The sequence below is a fragment of the Alkalibacillus haloalkaliphilus C5 genome, assembly GCF_000269905.1.
Lineage (GTDB): Bacteria > Bacillota > Bacilli > Bacillales > Alkalibacillaceae > Alkalibacillus > Alkalibacillus haloalkaliphilus_A.
In genome coordinates, this window is the sequence record NZ_AKIF01000014.1 from 1 (window position 1) to 21878 (window position 21878).

At 38.6% G+C, this 21878-nt stretch carries 31 protein-coding genes; 8 read left to right on the forward strand and 23 right to left on the reverse strand.

What is annotated here, in order from left to right; translation table 11 throughout:
• The 8 genes from A194_RS0102715 to A194_RS0102750 all read right to left on the reverse strand — a co-directional run.
• Positions 1-946 (reverse strand): PstS family phosphate ABC transporter substrate-binding protein (locus tag A194_RS0102715; protein ID WP_017185353.1); only part of this gene is annotated, 946 nt, incomplete at its 3' end.
• Between the two features lie 122 nt (positions 947-1068).
• Positions 1069-1308, reverse strand: coding sequence for a YkuS family protein (locus tag A194_RS0102720; RefSeq protein WP_017185354.1), 240 nt, complete (start codon positions 1306-1308; stop codon positions 1069-1071).
• A gap of 61 nt (positions 1309-1369) precedes the next feature.
• Positions 1370-2281 (reverse strand): P1 family peptidase, encoded by a 912-nt coding sequence (locus tag A194_RS0102725; protein ID WP_017185355.1) that lies wholly within the window; start codon positions 2279-2281, stop codon positions 1370-1372.
• 12 nt (positions 2282-2293) lie between these two features.
• On the reverse strand, positions 2294-2605 hold the full coding sequence (locus A194_RS0102730) for a hypothetical protein (protein WP_017185356.1): 312 nt from the start codon (positions 2603-2605) through the stop codon (positions 2294-2296).
• Between the two features lies 1 nt (position 2606).
• Entirely contained in the window at positions 2607-3101 is a 495-nt protein-coding gene (locus tag A194_RS0102735; RefSeq protein ID WP_017185357.1) for a GNAT family N-acetyltransferase, read from the reverse strand.
• 392 nt (positions 3102-3493) lie between these two features.
• Positions 3494-3979, reverse strand: a complete 486-nt coding sequence (locus A194_RS0102740) for a hypothetical protein (protein WP_017185358.1) — start codon at positions 3977-3979, stop codon at positions 3494-3496.
• Positions 3980-4001: 22 nt separating this feature from the next.
• Complete coding sequence (locus A194_RS0102745; protein ID WP_017185359.1) at positions 4002-4385, reverse strand: hypothetical protein; 384 nt, start codon at positions 4383-4385, stop codon at positions 4002-4004.
• Positions 4386-4399: 14 nt separating this feature from the next.
• Positions 4400-5170, reverse strand: a complete 771-nt coding sequence (locus A194_RS0102750; protein ID WP_017185360.1) for a hypothetical protein — start codon at positions 5168-5170, stop codon at positions 4400-4402.
• A 113-nt stretch (positions 5171-5283) separates the two neighbouring features.
• Between A194_RS0102750 and A194_RS0102755 the strand changes: the two genes are divergently transcribed.
• The 3 genes from A194_RS0102755 to A194_RS0102765 all read left to right on the forward strand — a co-directional run bounded on the left by A194_RS0102755 (position 5284) and on the right by A194_RS0102765 (position 6190).
• Entirely contained in the window at positions 5284-5628 is a 345-nt protein-coding gene (locus A194_RS0102755; protein WP_017185361.1) for a DUF4181 domain-containing protein, read from the forward strand.
• Between the two features lie 162 nt (positions 5629-5790).
• On the forward strand, positions 5791-5979 hold the full coding sequence (locus tag A194_RS0102760; protein WP_017185362.1) for an H-type small acid-soluble spore protein: 189 nt from the start codon (positions 5791-5793) through the stop codon (positions 5977-5979).
• A gap of 16 nt (positions 5980-5995) precedes the next feature.
• Positions 5996-6190 (forward strand): H-type small acid-soluble spore protein, encoded by a 195-nt coding sequence (locus tag A194_RS0102765; protein ID WP_017185363.1) that lies wholly within the window; start codon positions 5996-5998, stop codon positions 6188-6190.
• Positions 6191-6229: 39 nt separating this feature from the next.
• Here A194_RS0102765 and A194_RS0102770 read toward each other — a convergent pair whose 3' ends face one another.
• From A194_RS0102770 to A194_RS0102780, 3 genes are read right to left on the reverse strand one after another with little or no spacing between them, the layout of a single operon-like run.
• Positions 6230-6895, reverse strand: a complete 666-nt coding sequence (locus A194_RS0102770; protein WP_017185364.1) for a hypothetical protein — start codon at positions 6893-6895, stop codon at positions 6230-6232.
• A gap of 15 nt (positions 6896-6910) precedes the next feature.
• The gene (locus A194_RS0102775) at positions 6911-7576 is read right to left on the reverse strand and encodes a hypothetical protein (protein WP_017185365.1); all 666 of its coding nucleotides are present in this window, start codon (positions 7574-7576) and stop codon (positions 6911-6913) included.
• 11 nt (positions 7577-7587) lie between these two features.
• Positions 7588-8037: a hypothetical protein gene (locus A194_RS0102780; protein WP_017185366.1), complete on the reverse strand. Its 450-nt coding sequence runs from the start codon at positions 8035-8037 to the stop codon at positions 7588-7590.
• 375 nt (positions 8038-8412) lie between these two features.
• Here A194_RS0102780 and A194_RS20185 point away from each other — a divergent pair, with 375 nt between their 5' ends.
• Positions 8413-8586: a hypothetical protein gene (locus A194_RS20185; RefSeq protein WP_017185368.1), complete on the forward strand. Its 174-nt coding sequence runs from the start codon at positions 8413-8415 to the stop codon at positions 8584-8586.
• 44 nt (positions 8587-8630) lie between these two features.
• Here A194_RS20185 and A194_RS0102795 read toward each other — a convergent pair whose 3' ends face one another.
• Genes A194_RS0102795 through A194_RS0102805 form a run of 3 tightly spaced genes read right to left on the reverse strand, consistent with a single transcriptional unit; the run spans position 8631 to position 9523 of the window.
• Positions 8631-8891 carry a hypothetical protein gene (locus A194_RS0102795; protein WP_017185369.1) on the reverse strand — a complete coding sequence of 87 codons (261 nt, stop codon included), beginning with the start codon at positions 8889-8891 and terminating at the stop codon, positions 8631-8633.
• Positions 8888-9043, reverse strand: a complete 156-nt coding sequence (locus A194_RS20190; protein ID WP_017185370.1) for a class I SAM-dependent methyltransferase — start codon at positions 9041-9043, stop codon at positions 8888-8890. Before A194_RS20190 ends, A194_RS0102795 begins: the two co-directional genes overlap by 4 nt.
• A gap of 3 nt (positions 9044-9046) precedes the next feature.
• Positions 9047-9523, reverse strand: coding sequence for a membrane lipoprotein lipid attachment site-containing protein (locus A194_RS0102805; RefSeq protein WP_017185371.1), 477 nt, complete (start codon positions 9521-9523; stop codon positions 9047-9049).
• 160 nt (positions 9524-9683) lie between these two features.
• On the opposite strand from A194_RS0102805, the gene cydD reads away from it, so the two are divergent.
• Both cydD and cydC read left to right on the forward strand, forming a co-directional pair.
• Complete coding sequence (cydD, locus tag A194_RS0102810) at positions 9684-11405, forward strand: thiol reductant ABC exporter subunit CydD (RefSeq protein WP_017185372.1); 1722 nt, start codon at positions 9684-9686, stop codon at positions 11403-11405.
• Positions 11392-13086 (forward strand): thiol reductant ABC exporter subunit CydC, encoded by a 1695-nt coding sequence (cydC, locus tag A194_RS0102815; protein WP_017185373.1) that lies wholly within the window; start codon positions 11392-11394, stop codon positions 13084-13086. Before cydD ends, cydC begins: the two co-directional genes overlap by 14 nt.
• Before the next feature lie 610 nt (positions 13087-13696).
• Here the strand turns inward: cydC and A194_RS0102825 are convergent.
• From A194_RS0102825 to A194_RS0102845, 5 genes are all read right to left on the reverse strand, one after another.
• Entirely contained in the window at positions 13697-14824 is a 1128-nt protein-coding gene (locus tag A194_RS0102825; RefSeq protein WP_017185375.1) for a M20 family metallopeptidase, read from the reverse strand.
• 207 nt (positions 14825-15031) lie between these two features.
• Entirely contained in the window at positions 15032-15766 is a 735-nt protein-coding gene (locus A194_RS0102830) for an Ltp family lipoprotein (RefSeq protein WP_017185376.1), read from the reverse strand.
• 307 nt (positions 15767-16073) lie between these two features.
• Positions 16074-16178, reverse strand: coding sequence for a cytochrome bd oxidase small subunit CydS family protein (gene cydS, locus A194_RS21275; protein WP_017185377.1), 105 nt, complete (start codon positions 16176-16178; stop codon positions 16074-16076).
• A gap of 17 nt (positions 16179-16195) precedes the next feature.
• On the reverse strand, positions 16196-17209 hold the full coding sequence (locus A194_RS0102840; RefSeq protein ID WP_017185378.1) for a cytochrome d ubiquinol oxidase subunit II: 1014 nt from the start codon (positions 17207-17209) through the stop codon (positions 16196-16198).
• The gene (locus A194_RS0102845; protein WP_017185379.1) at positions 17206-18546 is read right to left on the reverse strand and encodes a cytochrome ubiquinol oxidase subunit I; all 1341 of its coding nucleotides are present in this window, start codon (positions 18544-18546) and stop codon (positions 17206-17208) included. Before A194_RS0102845 ends, A194_RS0102840 begins: the two co-directional genes overlap by 4 nt.
• A gap of 333 nt (positions 18547-18879) precedes the next feature.
• Between A194_RS0102845 and A194_RS0102850 the strand changes: the two genes are divergently transcribed.
• Entirely contained in the window at positions 18880-19095 is a 216-nt protein-coding gene (locus tag A194_RS0102850; protein ID WP_017185380.1) for a hypothetical protein, read from the forward strand.
• A gap of 129 nt (positions 19096-19224) precedes the next feature.
• Here A194_RS0102850 and A194_RS0102860 read toward each other — a convergent pair whose 3' ends face one another.
• Positions 19225-19413, reverse strand: a complete 189-nt coding sequence (locus tag A194_RS0102860; protein ID WP_017185382.1) for a hypothetical protein — start codon at positions 19411-19413, stop codon at positions 19225-19227.
• Between the two features lie 149 nt (positions 19414-19562).
• On the opposite strand from A194_RS0102860, the gene A194_RS0102865 reads away from it, so the two are divergent.
• On the forward strand, positions 19563-19970 hold the full coding sequence (locus A194_RS0102865; RefSeq protein ID WP_017185383.1) for a carbonic anhydrase: 408 nt from the start codon (positions 19563-19565) through the stop codon (positions 19968-19970).
• 51 nt (positions 19971-20021) lie between these two features.
• Here the strand turns inward: A194_RS0102865 and A194_RS0102870 are convergent, their stop codons facing one another.
• The 3 genes from A194_RS0102870 to A194_RS17035 all read right to left on the reverse strand — a co-directional run bounded on the left by A194_RS0102870 (position 20022) and on the right by A194_RS17035 (position 21841).
• Entirely contained in the window at positions 20022-20273 is a 252-nt protein-coding gene (locus tag A194_RS0102870; protein WP_017185384.1) for a phage holin family protein, read from the reverse strand.
• 440 nt (positions 20274-20713) lie between these two features.
• Complete coding sequence (locus A194_RS0102875) at positions 20714-20938, reverse strand: hypothetical protein (RefSeq protein ID WP_017185385.1); 225 nt, start codon at positions 20936-20938, stop codon at positions 20714-20716.
• A gap of 75 nt (positions 20939-21013) precedes the next feature.
• The gene (locus A194_RS17035; RefSeq protein ID WP_017185386.1) at positions 21014-21841 is read right to left on the reverse strand and encodes a DUF368 domain-containing protein; all 828 of its coding nucleotides are present in this window, start codon (positions 21839-21841) and stop codon (positions 21014-21016) included.
• Between the last annotated feature and the right edge of the window lie 37 nt (positions 21842-21878).

Below are 21878 nucleotides of genomic sequence, written 5' to 3' on the forward strand. Positions count from 1 at the left end.
GGTCGACCATTTCAGTAGCAAAATATCGGAAAGTATACCCTATAGCATACCTATGATTATGATATTCTTCAGCTTCTTCAATCACACCACCCATCCCTGATACAACTTCATCTGAAGGCGGATCCATTAATGAATGGCCCGCCATGAAACGCACCATCGCTGATTGACTGCCACTTCCTTCTGGTCGTTGGAAAGCTTTAATCTCTTGGTCATTTCCTCCAACTTCTGACCAATTTGTAATTTCACCAGTGTATATACCTTGAATTTCTTCAACCGTTAATGAATCAACCGGATTATCAGCATGTGTAAAAAAGACGAATGCTTCTTTTCCAATTGGTGTCATTGTATAATCCTGATCCATATCTTCTAGCATTCTTTTCTGTGTCGCAGACGGTTCAGCTGTAAAAATTATATCTGCTTCTTCTCTAGCAAAACGTCTAAATGCGCCGTCCGTTTGCGATGAACGGACTTCACTCTCATACGGGTTATAATTGTCTTCTGGATAAACCGCTTCAGCAAAAGCTGCATAAACGGGGTACAAAGCTGTTGCACCGTCTAGGCGAGGAGGTGATTCGTCTATTTGAAACGTCGGATCTTCATCTAATGTCACTACTTCTGACTCGTTTGAGAAAGGTTCATAGTGGTGTAAGTTAACATCTTGAGTGCTTACGACTTGTAAAGACTCCATGTACCCACTATAAATAACAAAACCAATCACTATAGCACCGCAAAGACTATAAAACATCCACACCGTTTTTTTCATTATGTTCGAGCTTAATAGATTAAATATATGTATTCCTTTAAGTACGATCGATCCAATCGTAACAATCGCTACAAAAACAACAATCGTCATATCAAACGTCAACAGAAAAACTGCAATTGCCATAATAAGACCTATGAAACCAATAAGAAAAACAAAGGCAAATAATTCTCCAACCTTCCTCAATCCCCTACCTCCTTTTTACAATTATCTCCACAATACCATTTGTTGTAAGTTTTGTGAATAGGCTGACACCTTCAACAATCAAAAAAAGAACTGCCTCCTAATAGGCAGCTCTTCACCTTGTTTTAATGCACCTTACTATTCACAGCTTCAACGACTTCATCTGTCGACATGCCGTTGCAGTTAATGACTGGTGCGTTTGTTGCTTTGTCGCTCATTCCCATCATGTTGTTGTCTTGTCCTGAAACACAGCAACAATCACAATCTGGCACTTGTTCACCTTCTAATTGAATGACATCATGCCCAGCTTGAGCAAGCGCTTGTTGTAGGTCAGACATGTTATTTTCTACTGCGATACGAGCCATTTCATTCACCTCCGTTTAATTACCTTTCTTATTGTGAAACGGGAGGCTACTTTTTATTCATTTATTTTCCAACAGCATTTAAAATGGCTTTTTCCATCACTTCAGTCGCCAATTGTCCAATTAAATCAACAGAAGCATGCTCTTCACCAGTTGCTAAAGCAAAAATCGTATCACCGTCAAACATCGTATGGGCTGGTGAGATCGTTCGGCCAAGCGCGTTCTGCGTCATTTGGGCGATTTTCTTCGCTTCTGCTTTCGTTAATTTTGCATTGACTGCAACAGCACCAATTGTCGTGTTCGTTCCAGCCATTCCATCTACTTTAGGTTGTTTACGCATCATTTGAGCACTATTTAAAAAATCACCTGTCTCTAAGTTGCGCGCACCGGCTAATATTTCACCCGTCACAGAATCGCATACATCACCAACAGCGTTCACCGCCACAATTGCACCGACGACAAGGCCATTTTCCAGTTCAATTGATGCACTGCCTAATCCACCTTTACTCGCCGCTTCAAAACCAGCAATTTTGCCAACTGTCGCACCACAACCTGCACCGACTGTTCCTTGTTGAACAGGTGAATGACTTGCGATTTTTGCTGCTTCATAACCCATCTTTTGATCTGGCCTTACATTGGCGTCCCCTACAGCCAAATCAAACAAAATCGCGCTCGGTACGATTGGCACTTTCGCTACTCCAACGTCCATGCCGACACCTTTTTCCTCTAAAAATTGCATGACACCAGATGCTGCATCCAACCCATAAGCACTACCACCAGCAAGGCTAATCGCATGAACTTGTTCGACTAAATTGACTGGGTCAAGTAAATCTGTCTCACGAGTTCCTGGTGCAGACCCACGAACATCAACGCCACACGTTGCCCCGTCTTCAGTTAAAATAACGGTACACCCAGTTCTTGCTACTTCATTTTGCTTATGGCCGACTTTAATACCAGGCACATTAGTGATTGTCATCCGTTTTCCCCCTTAAACGATTAACGTAACCATTTCACGAATAACTGGTGATAAAATCAATACTAAACTTCCAGCTACTAACCAGCGTGTTGTGGATGTCGACAGACGCTTTCTTTGCTTACCGTTATACCAACCACTAAACTGCAAACGATTACGGTAAAGGACAAAAACGACTAACATAACGCCAACTCCAACAAGTGTACTGCTTTCAATCCCAACCGCGCTATAAATGTTAATAAACATAAATGACAGCACACCGCCTATAAAGAAAAAGATTACAGCCAATCGCAAGAACTCAAGTACCGCTCGAACCGTTAAGCTCATATTAAACCTCCTCATAATCCTTCACCATTTGTAACGTCTTTAACGTATGCCCTGCAAAAACATCGTCATACTCTTTTAATACGTTAAATCCTTTAGCTTCATAAAACTTCAATCCAACTTCATTCTCTTTTTCAACTTCTACATATAACCTTTGTAAACCTTTTAACTGGCTTACACCACTTTGTAGTAGTTTCGTTCCGATTCCAAACCCAATATGATCTGGTAATATATAAATCGCTACTAATTCTGCTTCATTGTGATCATTAACAGGAGTTAAATTGGCGAAACCAACGATTCCATCTTGGTTTTCTGCTACCCATACACCACCACGATCAAGACGACGCTGCATATTCAAGTCACTATACGCTTCAGTTAAAAATGTATCTTGAATATGTCGGGGAATAATCCCTTCATATGTATGATGCCAGCTTTGTTGCGCTACTTGTTGCACAGCACGGATGTCACTTTGTTCTAACGGTCTAATAACAGAGTCCATCTTGATCATCCTCCTTTTTCTGCCAGTATAACATATTGCTTTGTATTTAGATATCTGACCTTAATGTATAAAACAAAAAGCCTAGGGAACTCCCCAAGCTTTTATTTCTTTTAACTATTTAATTCATAAACATTTCCATATAAGTTAACAACTCATCTTCAGAAATATTTTCTTCACTGGAGACAATTTCATATAACCAGTCATCGACAGGAATATAAATTTGCACTCTGTCTGAAGATCGATTGACATAAGCGTCACGTTCGCCGACCGATATTACTTCAAAGCTTTCGTTCGGGTCTAAATAAGGTGCACAGCGAATACCATGACAGCAAGTAACAACATGATTTGTTTAATATTGACCACCCTCTATTCTAATAAGAAACTCTTCTCTATTAAATAATAAACCAAATAACAGCCAACACACCGACTGTCAATATACCACTTCGTTCAATAATCTGTTTTTTCGTTAACTCGCTCCGACTGGTTTTATATACCATCGCGATACCCATTATATTTAAAAGAAATATAAAATAGTAGATTAATAAATACATCAAGCCGCGGTATTCAGAAACTAGTCCATAACCGCCGAATTCCATTAGAAATATTAAAACGACTGCCGATAAGAAGAAGACAATCGATATAATGACAGGCATCTTTTCCCAAATCGGGTGAATTAAAAATGTCTCACTTTTCTTTGTCTGCCAATAAAAGATCAAGCTAAAACAACTAACCACAATGGCGATATAGGCTAGTAAACCTATAATATATAAGAAAATTCCAGAACCATCACTTAAACCAACAACTTCGAGTTGTTCTGTTACAAAAGCTAAAAGTACTAATCCTGCTAAGACGATTGCTTGATAGATCGTATACCGCATTTAAAAACCCTTTCTTCTAAGACTACTCAAGCAATTCTGTTTCGACTAACATGCCAAACTCTTCGTCCCACTCGCCTATTCCTTCACCCGCTTTCGGGCTAACGATTGTAGCAGAACCATCATCATGGAACCAAATGACATAATCTAGTTCTTCTTCAGAATCACTTAAAACGTGTGTTACAGTAACATCTTGTGAACGCTCCATATTAGGCATCGTATGATCACCCCACTCAACTTCATCCCAATAACCTAAAAAGCGTTCTAAACTATCCTCACCTGAAATCGTATACTGCTCTTCTCCAGTATCAACGATCATTTCTACTACTTCTTCATTACTAGACATCGTCATGACAGCGAATAAAACAACGACAACAATTAAAGCAATCCATGTCCATTTTAACCTCATGCTGCATCCTCTTTCTACCTAATTTTCTGACTTAATGTCGCGTACATCTCTAACGTTTCAATAACGAACTTCTGAACGATACCCGTTCGCAATGAAATCCTCTCAGCTAACAAATCTATTTTCTCTAATTTTGGATCATAAAACAATCCATCATTCGTACTTAAAAAACTTTCCCAATTATTAAACTCCCAATGTTGTACTTCACTAGGGGTATGTACTCGACTTTCGATTAAAGGTCGTGGATTAATATTTTGTTGAGAGAATTCAGCCATTATCCACAGTTCTGATTCAGTTAAAGGCTCCAGCTGATATGTTTGTGATGAAAGTTTCCCTCCAGGACGATGATAAACAATCGTTACTTCTTCTGGCTTAGGCCGAACTTCTACCCGTGCGGCTGGGAAGAAACCTGTTAAAGATTCATTCGTAAAATCTTCACTCTCTTCGTCTAGCAAAATAGGCAAAATCCACTGATCACCTAAATCACACAAATACCTTCGCCCCCACTCATCTAAAACAACGACAGCAACATGTGCTTTTTCAGTGTACCAATCATGCCCAACCGGATAAGCATACAATCCATTCTCTTTAAACTCTTGTAAAAGCCAGATGGATAAGTCAAAACAATTTCCAGATGTGCCGTACTGTTGCCGATGCTCTTTCATCAATTCTACAGACCGTTGTTTTTCGTCCAGACTTTGCTGGTCATACCAAACTTTCGTTAAAACTTCTAAAGGGAAATTATCAAACTTACGCCAAACCGATAAAATAGATTCAGGAGGATACATTTGATCACCAACTTAATTTTAATAGCAACACATTCATTCCAACTCTTCAAAATTATGCTAATATTATGTTAACATATTTTCAGCAAAACTTTTTAAGTTCGGAGTGTATACTTATGGGGGTCACCATATCTTTTTTGTTATTAATACAAGCAGGCGCGCATGGGGTTTTGCATTATATCCATTTTCATGATGATGAGCATAAACTTAAGAATTCAGATGGACGTAAAGCCATGCACGTCACAACCGGGTTAATGCTCGCTTTTGTCGCTATTATTTATTTTGGGCTTGGATTTGATGGGATTTTAAATTATATCCAATACATTGCGATCTTTTTTATAACTATTATTATTGGGCCACACGCTTATTTAGAGTGGCGATACTTAAAACATTCTAACGTTTACGTCTTAAATTTGTCTTCTTTAGCATTTTTAGTTCTATGTTTCTACTACTTTCTTTAATTAAGTTAGAACCACCATTAAGAACTTCCAGTTATATGGTAGTTCTTTTTTTATAACTTAACCTCCATCGAATTCAACTTCATATTTAATTCCGATAAACATGTATAACCTTCCCTACAATGAGTCACGCTAATAGAGGAAAATTATATAAGGAGGAAAACGATGGAAATAGGTCGTGTACAAGAAATTTATGAATCACCAACTTTAATTAATGTTAGTTACCAAGGACAACCTGTATTCATTCAAGATGTTCATCCAGGTGAAAACAAAGCGACAATCTCACCACTGTCAGACGTTGATGATAAACAAGACGTCGAAATTGACCATTTAGTTGAAGAAGGTCCTCACTAAACCTAGGAGGTATTAGATGGATAAGACAAGAGCAAAGGAAATTTCTCAGTCTCCTGATATGAAAGATGTGCAATACAATGGCGAGCGTATCTACATACAGGACGTTGATGAAAACTCTGGAAAAGCACGCATTTACTCACTTAACGATCCTGGAAAGCAATTCGATGTAGAAGTCGGCCAACTCATTGAAAAAGATGACCTTAAAAAGTAGCGATTTCAACATAAAGCACCTTCAACTTAAGAAGGTGCTTTACTCTAGTTCTTCTTCCATTATTTCATGTAAAAAGTCATATAACTCGTTATGATCTTCTACTCGATAAACGTGATTAAGGCTCAAACGAATACCACTTTCACCGATCCACATACGAGTTGAACCTCCACCTCTTCTCAACGTTTCTATAGTAATGGCATCCCTGTAACTGACCCGGGCGCCCACACCACTTCTAAGTGTCATATCACTATAATCGTTTAATATTTGATGAATCGTCTCTTCATCATCAATAACAATATCTTCACGTAATCGTTCATCTAGTATGGTAATTTCTGATAAAGTCGGACTTAATTCTTCGTCGACTAGCTCTCCAAACGTCATTGTCTGAGCTTGAGCGATTAAATCAAACATTGCTAACACAAACACCATACCGGTGACGTAAATAATTTTCGTTTTCCTTTTTTCAAAGTTTGTTACAGCGAATCTAATTGCTGTAGCAAAAATAATTAAAACCGTAATGTGAAGCCAGTTCGCCCCAATTATTCCAAACAAACTAGCAACACCAAATGTATACAAATCAGCGATCAACTGAAACCCGACATATGTTATAAACGTAAAAACTGGAGCCGTCCACCATTTAAAGTTATACGACGCCAATACGGATAACAACACCGCTAACACTGGCACTAACATATTAACTAACAAACTCTTACTCCCCCACTATTCTTCCCATTCAATATCTTCATTTTCAAAGGCCTCTATATAATCACTTTCTGAACGGATGCTGTATAGATCACGATGGATGTAAACAAGTCCTTGTTCAAAATCAAAGTCTATCATAATGTATTCACTTCCAGAAGTGATTAATGAATATTGTGTATCTAAATAACCGTAATACTCTTCTCTTAGTTCCATACCTGATAGGTCATTAAGGATTGATTCCGCTAATTGTTCATCTTCAACGAATGCTCTTTGGTAAGGAACATGATTGTCTCGTGCAATAATTTCAAATCTCAAATTTTGTTCATCTAACTTATCTAAAACGGCTTCATCAATCGTCGTAAAACGTAGCTGATGCGCGATTACGCCTACTAAAGCTATAAACACAACAGAAGTAACTAACAACATTCGATTCGTCTTCTTAGAACGCCCATCAACCCAAATGCGTATTAAACTCGAACTAAGTGCAAGTAGGAATATGTGTGGAAACCCTGATATTAAAACCGAAATAATATCTAGCCTCCCAAACAACATTCCAGCCATTATGAATGAAACAACTGAAATAAGTGGTGCCCACCACCATGCAAAGAAATACGAAACAACAACACTCACAAATAAAATAACTAATAAAACAACGAGAGTCATTAGATCAAAATCAGTTAGCATTTCTCTCCCCTTTACTCTGACCAATCAATTGAGTTATCCTCTAGCAACTCTTTAACTTCCTCAAAGTTAAAAATGTAATAGTTTTGGCCTTCAATAAATATATTGCCAAACATATCTAATTCCATCGTATGCCGATTCCCATCAACGTACAATTCAAGTACATATAAAGACCTCGGCCAACTTTCTTGCCTTTTCAACTCAAGCTCGTGTAATAAATCATTCCACTCACGAAGCATATTTTCATCATCAATTGACACACTCGTTCGATTAATGCGATTATCAATATCTAGTCGATCAATTTCAAAATCCTCACCATATTCTTCAGTGATCACTTGCTCCATCGTTATATGTTTAGACTGCTCAATATAAAATAAAACGCCAACTAACGAAACTAAAACGACACTTAATGCCACTGGGACGAGTTTACTTTTCCAAATGCGATCTAAGCCAATGTAAACCATAATCGAAGCAATCGAAAGAAAAATAAGTGCCTCAAAAAAATGAAACCTGATTATACCAACTACAAAGAGTTCATAAAAACTCAAAACTAAGAAACATATAATCCCTGTTGTGATTGGTGCGGCCCACCACCTGTCATACCATTTCGCAACAAGGCCCCTACAATAAGGACAAATAATATTAAAACGATGCGAAATAACGCCACCTCGCCCATTTAATCCCCCATTTATATGTATAACTTGCTATAATTTTACAAGTTAATAACTAAAAAATCAAAATATTATTAAACTTTAAATCCCGCTAATTGCAGTCATTTGCTACAGCTTATAAAATTAGCATATATAGGAAAACTAGTAACATAAACTTGAGGTGATGCTATGTCTAAAAATGTTTGGATGTTTATATTAATATTACTAACCGCGATTATGGCGGTTATAAATCGGCTTTATGGACATCCCGTAACCTTTTTCATTGCGTTAATCCTTGTTCTGGTAGCGATCACAATCATTTTGTGGGACTCACTTCGTAGGCGGAAACAAGAAGAAGAGTGAACGTAAATATGAAGAGGGATCTGGCCTTAGCCACATCCCTCAAACTAATTAACTTTTTTACAAACGTACACAAGTTCACGACAATCACCTGATACAGGTGAACGTTCCCAATCTTGATACAGTTCAACGATTTCTAAGCCTTGTTCTTCAAGCATTCTCTCAATCTCTTTAGGATAGGAAAAATGTAAAGTAATGTCAGTCTCTAGTTGTTTAACCACTTCTTGCCCTTCCATGTACTGTCTAATCGTCTTATTATGTTGTAATTGGGAAACAGGATCATACTCACTTTTCATAAAAACATTCACGAGTAAGTGACTCGTCCAGTACCGCACGCAAGATCAATAATAGATCCACTCACGCCTTTTGCCCAACTTTTTAAAAACAGAACGTCCTTAACATAATGATCTTGCTCTTGATCGTATAATGCTGAATTTTCATATTCTGTTAAGTTACTCATGACTTACCTCTCCAATTTCTTATCAAAAAACAACTCATGCTCAGCTGTCTCATCACGATTTTCTAAATTGATTGCCTGTACTAAATGAATCCCATCTTCTTCTAAGAATAGCTCAAATTGACCACTACTGCCAAATCTGTCTGAATCATATTCAAATAGCCCATAACCATCTTCAAACTCATCTAACACACCGATTATGTCTTGGAGTAGCCTTCCTTCTGAACCGACTTCATTATAATTGAAGTGATACTCGCCGTCCTCTTCTTCAATTCTTAAAATCTCGTAAGGTTCATCATCCGACTGGTACGTGATCCAAGCACCTAAGTATGACTCTTCATCCGTCGGGTCACCGTCTTGGAAGTCGACTAATGCTTCATCTAAATTTTCCGGTTGCTCAATTGCACCTGCATCTTCATCATCATTATTTTGACACGCTGTAAGCACAACCATTGCGACTAATAATACGATTATTTTTTTCATGCTCGTCCCCTTCCTTCATTCATCTATTTACCATTATAAACGATTTTGCAACAATTCTAACAAGGTTCAATAAAATTTCATCGACTTCTTACATCGTTTCAATTAAAAAAAGACTGATAAAAGCGTAAAATAGTGTTAGAAGGATGAAAGGACATTCACTATGCTATTAAAACCTTTAATTAAACGACAAACTTATATTCAGTTAAGTATCGTAAGCATTGTAATGGCACTGACGATCATTGCACAAGCGTACTTAATCGTCTCTATTATAGAAGCGATCTTTTTAAGTAACGCTACTTTCACTGCCATTTTACCTAGCTTAGGGCTGTTATTGTTAGTCATCTCGTTACGCGCAGGGATGAACTACTTAAACGGTTTAATTGGTTTGCACTCAGCTAATCAAGCGAAGAAAAAGCTTCGAAACCGTGTGCTAACCCACTTTACGAAGCAGCCAGTCGATTTATCTTCACAAGGTCGATCTGGGGAAAAAGTAACTCAACTCATTAACGTCGTTGAACAAACAGACAGCTACTTTAGTCAATACATTCCGAAAATGATTCAGGCGACGATTGTGCCACTGGCAATTTTAGCTATCATTTTTACACAAAATTGGGTGTCAGGTGTCATTATTTTAGTAACTGCACCTTTTATTCCATTATTTATGGCGATTATCGGCATGAAAACGAAAGATAAATCTGAAGAACAATTAAATGAACTCTCCTCTTTCTCCGGACAGTTTTTAGATTCGTTACAAGGGTTAACGACTTTAAAGCTTTTTGGTCAGTCTGATCGAGAGAAATCAAGAATCGAGGACAGTAGCATCAACTTTAGACAAGCAACACTCGGTGTGTTAGCTGTCGCGTTCACTTCTGCATTTATGATGGAATTAATCTCGATGTTAAGTATGGGGCTAATCGCACTTGAATTAGCTCTTGGATTAATTATTTTTGATACGATTAAGTTCGCAACTGCTTTTTTCGTCTTGTTATTAGCACCGGAATTTTACATTGCGCTAAAAGACTTAAGTAGTGCTTTTCATTCTGGTCGTGAAAGTTTAACAGCAAGTAGAAAGCTTGAAGGACAATTAAACGAACCAGTTGAAGAACTATCTTGGGGTGAAAAATCCCTAACTTCACGTCCACCTCGAATTCAGTTAAGTGGAGTGTCATTTGCTTATGATGAAAGTGAGACGGTTCAAGACGTATCAGCAACAATTGAAGCAGGAAGTTTTGTCGCGATCGTTGGAAAAAGTGGTGCAGGTAAAACGACGTTACTTCACTTAATCGCCCGCCTCTTACCAGTTCATAGTGGCGAGGTTTTCGTTAATGATATTGAACAGGACCGACTTGGCGAACATGCATGGTTTAATGAACTAAGTTATATTTCACAACATCCTTATATTTTTTCAGGAACGATCTATGACAACATACAAATGAGTGAGCCGAGTGCAACGAAAGAAGACATTGAGCATGCTGCAAAACAAGCTGGACTAGAACCTTTAATTGACTTATTAGATGACGGCTTGCACACAGTGATCGGTGAAGGTGGACGCGGCCTTTCAGGTGGGGAGAAACAACGTGTCGCACTAGCGCGGGCTTTCTTAAAACAGCCATCCATTATTTTATTTGATGAACCGACAACTGGGCTTGATTTAAAAACTGAACAAGTGTTAAACGAATCTATTGAAAAATTAGCTAGACATGCGACGCTTATTACGGTCGCCCACCGCATGCACACGATTCAAAAGGCCGATCAAATTATCGTAATGGATGAAGGGCAAGTTGTCGGAACAGGTCAACACGACGCATTAAGCAAAACGAACGCAACATACCAATCCTTAATTGGGGATACAGCTGGAGGTGAGCGCGATGGCTGGTCTTAACATCGTCATAAGACAATTAATGAAAGAAAAACGAGATGTCATATTGTCGATCCTCTTCGGTTTTATCGCAGGAATTGCCGCTGTTGGCTTGTTTACTGCAAGTGGTTATTTAATTTCACAAGCTGCTTTAGGTGTGCCGATCACTGCTTTGACCGTCATCATCGCGATCGTAAAATTACTCGGTTTCACACGTGCATTATCTCGTTATAGCGAACGTTACTTTTCACACCGTGCGACTTTTACGATGTTAAGTCACATTCGCGTGCAATTTTTTGAGAAACTTCAAAGTCTAACACCATCAAGAGTGCAACGGTTTCGCACAGGTGACTTATTATCACGTTTCGTCTCTGACGTTGAGTCATTACAAAACTTTTTCTTAAGAATTTTTTATCCGCCTATTGTACTGGTGCTCATCTTTTTAAGCACGGTTTTATTTACACTTTACTTCTCCTTTTGGATTGCGCTTCTGTTAGTCATTGGCTTGTTATTATCGACAGTCATCTTACCCGCTTTGTTTGCTAAAGTGCGTCAGACGACCGAGCAACCCGTCCAAGAAAAACGCAGTGACTTATCAGCACAAGCCACAGAGTTGCTGTTTGGCTATCAAGATTTAAAGATACACCAGAAGTTAGCTGATCAAGGTGAAGCTTTTAACACTGCGAATGATGAGTTAATTCAAGCGCAAACGAAAGAAAGAAAACATGAATTATGGAATCAAGTACTCGATGGTTGGGTTGGATTATTGATGGCTTGGGCTGTCTTAGCAGTTGGCGGTTGGCTGATTGTAAGCGGCCAAATGGATGGTGTGTGGCTCGCGATGTTCATGCTCCTGACGTTAACCGTCTTTGAAAACACACAACCAATGGCAGCCTTTCCGCAATATTTCCTAGAAAATAAAAAGGCAGCGAATCGAATTTTCTTTAATGAGAATGAGGCAGTTAATGAGCCAATACAACCTTTAGGCGACGCTGGAGCGATCGACATTTCCTTTCGTGGTGTCGACTTCACTTATCCGAACGAACCACGCGCGACTCTGAAAAATGTTAGTTTATCGATTCCTTCTGACAGCAAAACAGCAGTCATCGGTGCAAGTGGTTCTGGGAAATCAACCTTGCTTCAATTAATATTAAAATTGGAAGAAGCAAGTGTTGGCGAAGTGTATATTAACAGCCAAGCGGTTAGCCAAATAACACCTGAAAGCTTATGGCAACAGACGAACACCGTCATGCAAGACCAACAATTTTTCACCGGAACAATTCGCGACAACTTACTGTCAGACGCTAGTGATGAACAACTAACTTACGCGCTAAAACGGGCACGCCTTACCGATTTTTCACTAACTGACGAAGTATACGAAAAAGGCGACAACTTATCAGGTGGTGAAAAACAACGACTTGCAATCGCTCGTCTATTTTTACGCGATACCAATTTGTGGCTACTCGACGAACCCACCTCTTCATTAGATCAAGTGACAGCTCGTGAAGTCATGACCGAAATTTTGCGCGATGCAGAGAATGACACGTTGGTAATCGTAAGTCACAACTTAAAAGGACTTGAAAATATGGACCACATCATTGTGATGGATCATGGAGAAGTCGTCGAACAAGGAACTTTTGATGAGTTAATGGCACGGAAAGGCTACTTTTATCAATTGAAAGAGATTGAGAAAGATACGTTGTGATTGGGTAGGCGATAATTACCGAATAGTGGTTGATCATTACCGAATAGCGAGGTTTATTACCGAATAGACGCTGATAGTTACCGAATAAGATGGTTTATTACCGAATAGAGCTCGATAACTACCGAATATGAAGACTTATTACCGAATACCAGATGGCGCCATCATAATTGTCGGACGAATTGGCACTAATGTCGGACAAAGCTGACTTATTGTCGGACGACCAATCATAATTGTCGGACAAAATCACTGTGGATCAATAAAAATTTTGTAAAAATAATAAGACTAACGAAATCATGATTTGTTATTATGGAAAATAAAGTATTAGGAGTGGAATTTTGTTACAAAAGTTTAATATAAGCTTAGCCATTATAACTTTAGCATCACTTGCATATAAGCTAGTTTTTGATAGCAATTTTAACCTTGCCTTTTACCTTGTACCTATTATGTTTTTATCAATTGGCATGGAATACGTTAAAGGTAACAGAAAGGGTTTAGGATATTTTTATCTTATTGCATTTTCCCTAGTTTGTTTGACAGCAATATTTAGACTCCAATAAAACAAACAGATCAAAACCGCTTGGAACTTATTCCAAGCGGTTTTGTTTTTGATTCACCCATTCAACTTCTCCAACACCCCAGCAAGCAACGCCCCACGTCTAGGGAGTTCACTTATCACAATATGCTCATGCGGTGCGTGCAAGCCGTCACCAATTGCACCAAGGCCGTCTAATGTTGGGATGCCCATTGCAGAGGTAAAATTGCCATCGCTCACGCCGCCAGCAAATGTTTCACCGAGTTCCAGTCCAAGATCACTTGCGACTTCTTTTGCCATTTCATAAAGTTCAACAGTTTGTTCTGTTCGCTCCATTGGATATCGACCAATTTCGCCTTCAACGACTAATTGCGTTTCGTTCAATGCAGGCTTAAATGCTTGAATCGCTTCATCAATGCGGTGCGCTTCTTCTTTTTTAGAAAAGCGGCAATCAACTTCCATCACAGCCTCTGCTGCTGTCACGTTTCGTTTGCTACCGCCCTGAATAACACCAACATTAATCGACGTGCCTTTATCAAGATCAGCCAAGCTTTCCAATTTCACAATTTGATGTGCCAATTCATTAATCGCATTCGCTTGTGGTTTCGGATCATTGCCTGCATGTGATGCCACACCGATCGCTTTAATGTCATAAGTCGCATCACCTTTTCGGGCCGTTTTGATTAAACCTTCATACCCTGTTGGTGGCTCAACGACTAAAACGACATCAGCATCTTTTGCTTCATCTTTGATTAGATATTGACCAGTCGGACTTTTAATCTCTTCATCCGCCGTTACTAAAAATTTAATCTTATAATCTAGTTCAATATCGAGCTCTTGCAATGCTTTAATCGCCCACATGCTTTGGACTAAGCCTGCTTTCATATCAACTGTTCCAGGACCGTACGCCTTGTCCCCTTCTATGTAATAAGAAAGATCGCCTTCTTCCCAAACCGTATCATAATGTGCCAACATGACGACCGTCTTGTCACCACGTCTAATTTCAAACTTTAAATGCTTGCCTGTCTCTTCTTGTTCATATGCTTCACCGTACACACCGAGCCGTTCATAAAACATTTGATAAATCGCATCAGCGCACTGATCAGACAAATCCTTTCGCCTTGACGGTGACTCGCACTTTACGATCCATTCTATATCACGCAAAATTTGATCTTGATGTTCGTTTAAATATTGCAATGCATTCACTTCGTATTCCTCCCTCATTTCCAATATAGTTTATCAAAATTTTCGAAATTTAGCGATGCAAAAAACATTGTTGTATAAATTCAAGACACATATTTAATAGTAGGTTATTACACTGTACTTTTTATTAAACTAAAAAAAGCTCTACTTTAGAAGCAGAGCTTTTAGATTATAATTGTTTCTTAACAATGTATTAATTTTGTTGTTTATTTACAATCCAATTTCGTCAACAGCATGTGTCGCTTGTTCTGTTGTGAAACCTTCGAATTCTAGTTGCTCAATCAAACCTTGTCTTGAGAATGAGCTATAATCAAGATAACTCTCGCCACTCTTAACTGCTTGCTCATACCAATCAACTTCACCATCTAGGTGTTCAACAGCATGTGTCGCTTGCTCTGTTGTGAAGTCTTCGAATTCTAGTTGTTCGAGTAACCCTTGCTTAGAGAATGCACTATAATCAAGATAGCTTTGTCCACTTTGAATTGCTTGTTCGTTCCAATCAACTTCGCTATCAATGTGGTCAACCGCAAACTCGGCTTCATCAGACGTATAGCCTTCAAATTCTAGTTGGCCGATTAATCCTTCTTTAGAGAAAGCTGAATAATTAAGATAATCTCTAGCTGACTGTACTGCATTTTCCTCTGACATTGTCATGTCCACATCGTCTTCTTCTACGACCTCTTCTTCGTTGCTAGCCTCTTCTTCCTCGTTGCTAGCTTCTTCTTTCTCATTGCTCACGTCTTCCTCTTCTTCATCTTCTTTATTAGCGTCTTCTTCTGTTTCTTCCTCAGATGTAGCCTCTTCTTCTTCAGCTACCACTTCTGAGCTTTCATCAGCAACTTCTGCATCGTCGCCAGATTGTCCTATCACCACGATAACTAAAACCACTATCACCCAAACGTACCATTTCTTATACCATTTCTTTTTAGTTTGTTGTTCAGACATAAGCCATTCTCCCCCTTATTTTGTAAAAATATTATAAAGTCATATTACATTATAACTGATTACAATGTTTTGGCAATAAAGAAAAATCTATTAATTATATAGACATGGCTGTTCAAATTCTTCAACAAGCTTTTTAACTCTGAAATATTTCTCATTCTAGAATTACTTAAATGGTACACCATTTAGTTAACAAAGGAGTTGCTTTGTAAGTTACAAAGTTAATTTAAAAAAGTAGTTCAATTAAGGGTACAAGTTATTTGCACTCCAAAACTGAACTACTTATATTAAGAAAAGCTATCCTTTTTTCTTACTCTCCATCTATATGACTACCTTTTAGAGCTGCCCAAAAGGCTAATGCAATTGCGCCAATCAACGTAATAAACGGTGCGTATAAAATTAGAAAATCACTCATGTTTAATCACCCCGTCTTTATTTTTTACCTGAAACGTACTTGTCATCAAATAAGAACAAGCGCATTAACAAGTACAATGATGGAAGGAGTAATAACAATCCTGCAACGAAAGCAACAATTAACGAAATTGCCATTGCATCATTTGTTACACCATCATAAACAGTTAAGTGCGGATACAACAAGTACGGATATTTGGATATGCCGTAAGCGTAAAAGGCAAATGCGAACTGGCCAATCAACAAGAGAAACGCAATACCATAATTCTTCTTCTTCCAAATGAACCAAACACTAATTAAGAAGAACACAATTGAAATTGCAAACATCCACCATAAATTCATGAGTGACTCAAAATGCTCTGGATTGTGTGAGCGTAACTCATAAACAATTCCACCAGCTGTCACAATCGTTGGCAATGCCCATATTAGCGCGTACCGACGTAGTAATTTTGTCGCTTTAAAATCCCCTGCTCGATTCGCATACCACGTTAGAAACACAGCAGAAATATATAGAACAGCTGTCACACTTAAAACGACAATACTCCATGTTAAAGGACTAGAAAACAACGCCCAATAATCTAGGAACGGTCCGTTATCTGTCATGTCGACAAATCCACCTTCAGAGATCGTCAACACGACTGATAGCGATGCTGGCAAGATTAATCCCGTCGCGCCATACATAAACGCATAGCCTCGGTGACCTTTATTACCATACGTCTCAAACGCATAATACGAACCGCGAATCGCAAGCAAAATAATTGAAATACTTACCGGAACTAGCAATATACTTCCGTAATAGTAAGCTGTCGATGGGAAGAATCCCATAATGCCAACGAAAAAGAAAACTAAGAACACATTAGTCACTTCCCAAACTGGTGACAAATACCTTTGAATGACTTTGGTTAAAATGTGTTGTTTACCAGTAATTAAGCTATAAGCGTTAAAAAATCCTGCACCAAAGTCGACCGATGCGACAATGACGTAGCCAAACAAGAACGTCCACAGTACGACCATGCCGATTAACTCATAACTCATGACTGATCACCACCTTGTTCAGCTAGTTCTTTTTCAACTGGGTTATCTTGGAATACTTTTCTTAAGACGACAGCAACGCCAATTCCTAAAATCAAGTACAAACCAGCAAATACGAAGAACATATGGCCAACATAATTACTTTGCGTCGCTGCTTCTTGCACGGTCATAACACCGCGTAAGATCCACGGCTGACGGCCAAACTCTGTCATCCACCAACCAGCTTGAATCGCTAGCATCGATAACGGGCCACCTAATACGATGAGCCAGCGGAACCAATTTTTCTTAACGAAATTCCAACCTCTTCGCATCGCAAACCAATAAGCTAGTGATAAGGCGATCATCCACATGCCGATTGTAATCATGATATCGAACAAGTAGTGGACAAACATTGGTGGATGCTCTTCTTCTGGATATTCATTTAAGCCAATCACTTCAGCAGTTGGGTCGTTATGCGCCAAAATACTTAACGCATACGGAATCTCAATGCCATAGCGCACTTCTCGATCATCATCTAAAATGCCCCATAAAATGAGCGGCGCTTCCTCTTCCGTTTCAAAGTGCCATTCAGCTGCAGCTAGCTTTTCCGGTTGATGCTCAGCAAGGTACTTACCTGAAAAATCACCGATTATAGCTGTAGCCACAGCGAAAATGAGACCTAACTTCATCGTCATATGAAGCGCTTTTTTGTGATAAACGTGGTTAGACCCACGAATTAAACGGTACGCTGCAATCGCCGCTAACACAAACGCGGCAGTCATAAACGCTGTAGAAATAACGTGAGCTACTTTGGTCGGTGTCGCTACGTTAAACATCGCTTCAATTGGGCTTACACCTGTCATTTGCCCATCGACAATATTAAATCCAGTAGGTGCATTCATAAATCCGTTTACGGTCGTAATGAAAAACGCAGACATCGTCGCACCGACTGCAACTGGAACTAATAACAATAAGTGCTTACGCTGATTTTCAAAACGGTCCCATGTATATAAATAGATTCCTAGAAAAATAGCTTCAAAGAAAAACGCAAAAACTTCCATAAATAACGGAAGTGCAATGACATGACCTGCTAATTCCATAAAATTAGGCCACAATAACGCGAGCTGTAAACCAATCGCCGTACCCGTTACAACACCTACTGCAACTAATACGACAAATCCTCTCGCCCAGCGGCGGGCCATCATAATGTAATGCAAGTCATTTTTCTTAATACCGACCCATTGTGCAATCATAATCATGAGTGGAATTCCAACACCTAATGTCGCAAAAATCACGTGGAACGTGAGTGTAAGAAGTGTTAACATCCGACTCGAAAACACCGGATCCTCAAACAATAACATCTCGATCCCCTCCTTCAAGGGCTATCTCTATCAAACCTTACAATACTATTTTACCCCATAAAACATGGTCTGAAGCGTCAAAATCTTGATGGATTTTTGGCTAGATTGTGATGATTTTGTGAATGATTTCACAAAGCGGTGAACGGAAGGCCTTATATGATGTGTTGCCCAGAGGTTCAGCGTCTACTATTCGGTAACTATCCTCCTCTATTCGGTAATAAAACTCGCTATTCGGTAACTATCCTCCTCTATTCGGTAATAAAACTCGTTATTCGGTAATAAAACTCGTTATTCGGCATTTCCGCCAACGCGCCCTTCTTTCCTAATGAATTTGTGATCACAGACTCTGATGGTAATGCCTTTCGTTACACTGTCGACCGTGTCTATCAAGTAGATGATAACGCAATCGGCATTGATGATAGGGAGAACTATTGGAAACGGATTACGTGGACTGGTGGTGGTGAACGGGTCACTTTCCAAGCTTGTTTAACTGAAGATGATATGATTAATTGGATTATCGAAGCTAGCTCACAAGGTCAAATCAATTAAAAAACGCAGTGACATCACTGCGTTTTCCTAATTTAATGGATTTCCGAAGAACGGAATTATGATTAAAAGTGCTACTATAATACCTAATAAAAATAACCCAATTCTTCGCTTCGTCACACAATTCCCCCTTTATCTAAAAAATAAAAAGTAAACGACGCCACCAACTAAAAATAATGGAATCATAACAACAAGGTTTTGCTTAAACAACTTCAAAAAGCCTCTCAATCCACCACCACGATCTTGGTCCGTCGCAAACTCAAGTGACATCCAAACAATAAACCCAACGGCAATAAGTACCGCAATCATCCAGTTTTCCATTTTTCTCCTCATCCCCTTTTGTCTCTACAAACTACTTCTCTCCACAACCACTATTTTCCTTCCAATATTAAAAAAATCTAGCCCCCATGACATCAAGAGCAAATCACAGTATAATAGAATTAAAGACTTGCAATTAGGAGGACTGAAAAATGAGTGAAGCGACTTTCGGAACAGCGATTAACTGTATGGACGGGCGTGTACAAGAGCCTGTTATGAACTGGTTAAGAGAAAATTTTCAAGTACAGTACGTTGATAAAATTAATGAAGCTGGCCCTAATAAAGTGTTATTAGATGGTGATGCTCAAACATTAGCATCCATTAAAAACCGAATCGGCATCTCCCATAATGGACACGGTTCAAAAATCATTGCTATTGCTGGACACCACGATTGCGCTGGTAACCCAATTGATAAGAAAGAAAAAGTCGAACAAATAAAGCAAAGCGTTCAACTCGTTCGTGGATGGGGCTTTGACATGGAAGTCGTTGGCCTATATGTAAACGACGATTGGGAAGTTGAACAAGTAACAGACGTTATGCAAAGCTCATTAACTCAATAAATCTAAAAAACTCCCGAGTGAAAGCACGCACTCGGGAGTTTTCATTGTTACTTAATTAATTTCTCTCATCTGTTTAACAAGTTGATGCCCAAAGACAGCAGCACCAGTTACTAGAATCGCTTGAATTAGTGTTTCTAAAGAAAGGCCCATCATAATAGTTGAAAACACAATACTAATGGATAGCAACGCAAATGGAATAAAACGATTAGGCATGATCGACGATATTTTGATCATTTTGCCTAAAATCATCAATACAGGAATTAAAATTAACGCATCCTCCATAATATAACTAATTAATTCCATAACTCTCACCCCTTTCAATAGAGAGTCGTTAACAATGAAACCCCAATTTGAGTTGCTTGTACCATTTCACAGCTTAACTATGACAAACCTACAACTCTAATTATTACTATGATATGAGTCAATATCTTAGTTCAGAATTGCTACATTGATTGCTATATATTATTAATATATGTTTTGTTAGATTTCTAGAAACGGCACTTATAGTAGAATTAAAAATGTGTTCTAAAACGCAAAAAAGCAGAGGAACAAGTCCTCTGCTCATTTTATCTCTCATCAAACGCGCGAACGAAAAGTATACCAGCCAAACCCGTAAGAAGAATTTGCGTCTCTGTTATCGTAAAAACATCTATAAAAAACGGTCGATTAATACCAAACCAGCCTATCCAATATAACCATGGTATAAAAGTTAAAACGGTTAACAAGATCGCCGGTACGAGAAGCTAATTTATTTTGATTCGTTTCTCAAAAATAATCCGTCCAAGCGCTTTCCATTCAATTAACACACCAAAAAGAAATGCACATAAACTTATCAGTACTAAATGACTCATTTTATATTCAGCTCTTTCTAACGCTTGTTGAAAATCAGAATGGGTAGTCGCCAATATAAACAACAGGATTAGCATCCCAACCACGACAGCTAATGAACTAATCCACTTTCTATTCATCCAATCCCTCCATTATTAAAGTCAATACAACATGACGATAAATATAGCAGCAGAAATTTTACTCATCAAACTTAATCAACCTCTCTCTCCCTTACGTCTAGTCATGACAGTAACAAAAATAAACCCTAGAAGACCAGACACAATTGATGGAGTAATGAGCTGATCAACCTCTATCCAACTAAGTGTATTAAAAATAGCAAAAATCGAACCTGACACTAACCCAATCATTGCAGCATAAGTCGATTGAGTATAATGACTAAGTAAATACTGGATTAACCGGCTCATAAATAGAACACCTGCGATGACCCCAATACCAATTGAAAAAATGACCGGCCAATAAAATTGAACAAGCGAAGCTGTCGCTAGTTCATAAATGCCTAAAATCGTTAACATTAAAGCTCCACTAATCCCGGGTAAAACAAGTGCCGTACTCGCCACAAAACCCGCAACCATTAAAAAGATGACATCATTTACGGCTAATACTGACAGTTCAATCTGATTAAAATCACTAAACAGACTAGCGACAACCACAACTGTAATAAATAAAATCATAACAACGTAATCGATTAGACGATAATCTCTTTTCGCTTGTTTGACGCCCTCTTGCCACAACGCTGGAAGAAAACCAACTATAATCCCAACAAAAAAGATCAACGTTGGTGCTCTAAAATAAGTTAGTAACATATGAATCATGACAATGGATAAACCAAAACCAAAAATCATCCCGACTCCAAAAGGAACTAAAAACGGCAAAGCTTCTTTTCGATCCTTCGTTGAAAGTAAGCTCAAATTGTATATTAACTTTTCATAAATTGCTAGAATCATAGCAACCGTACTTCCGCTCACACCTGGAACCGCCTCAGTCATCCCGACAGCCATTCCACGCCATATGTATCGGTACATAACGTCTCCTTAAAATTCAGAATTTAATATAAATTCT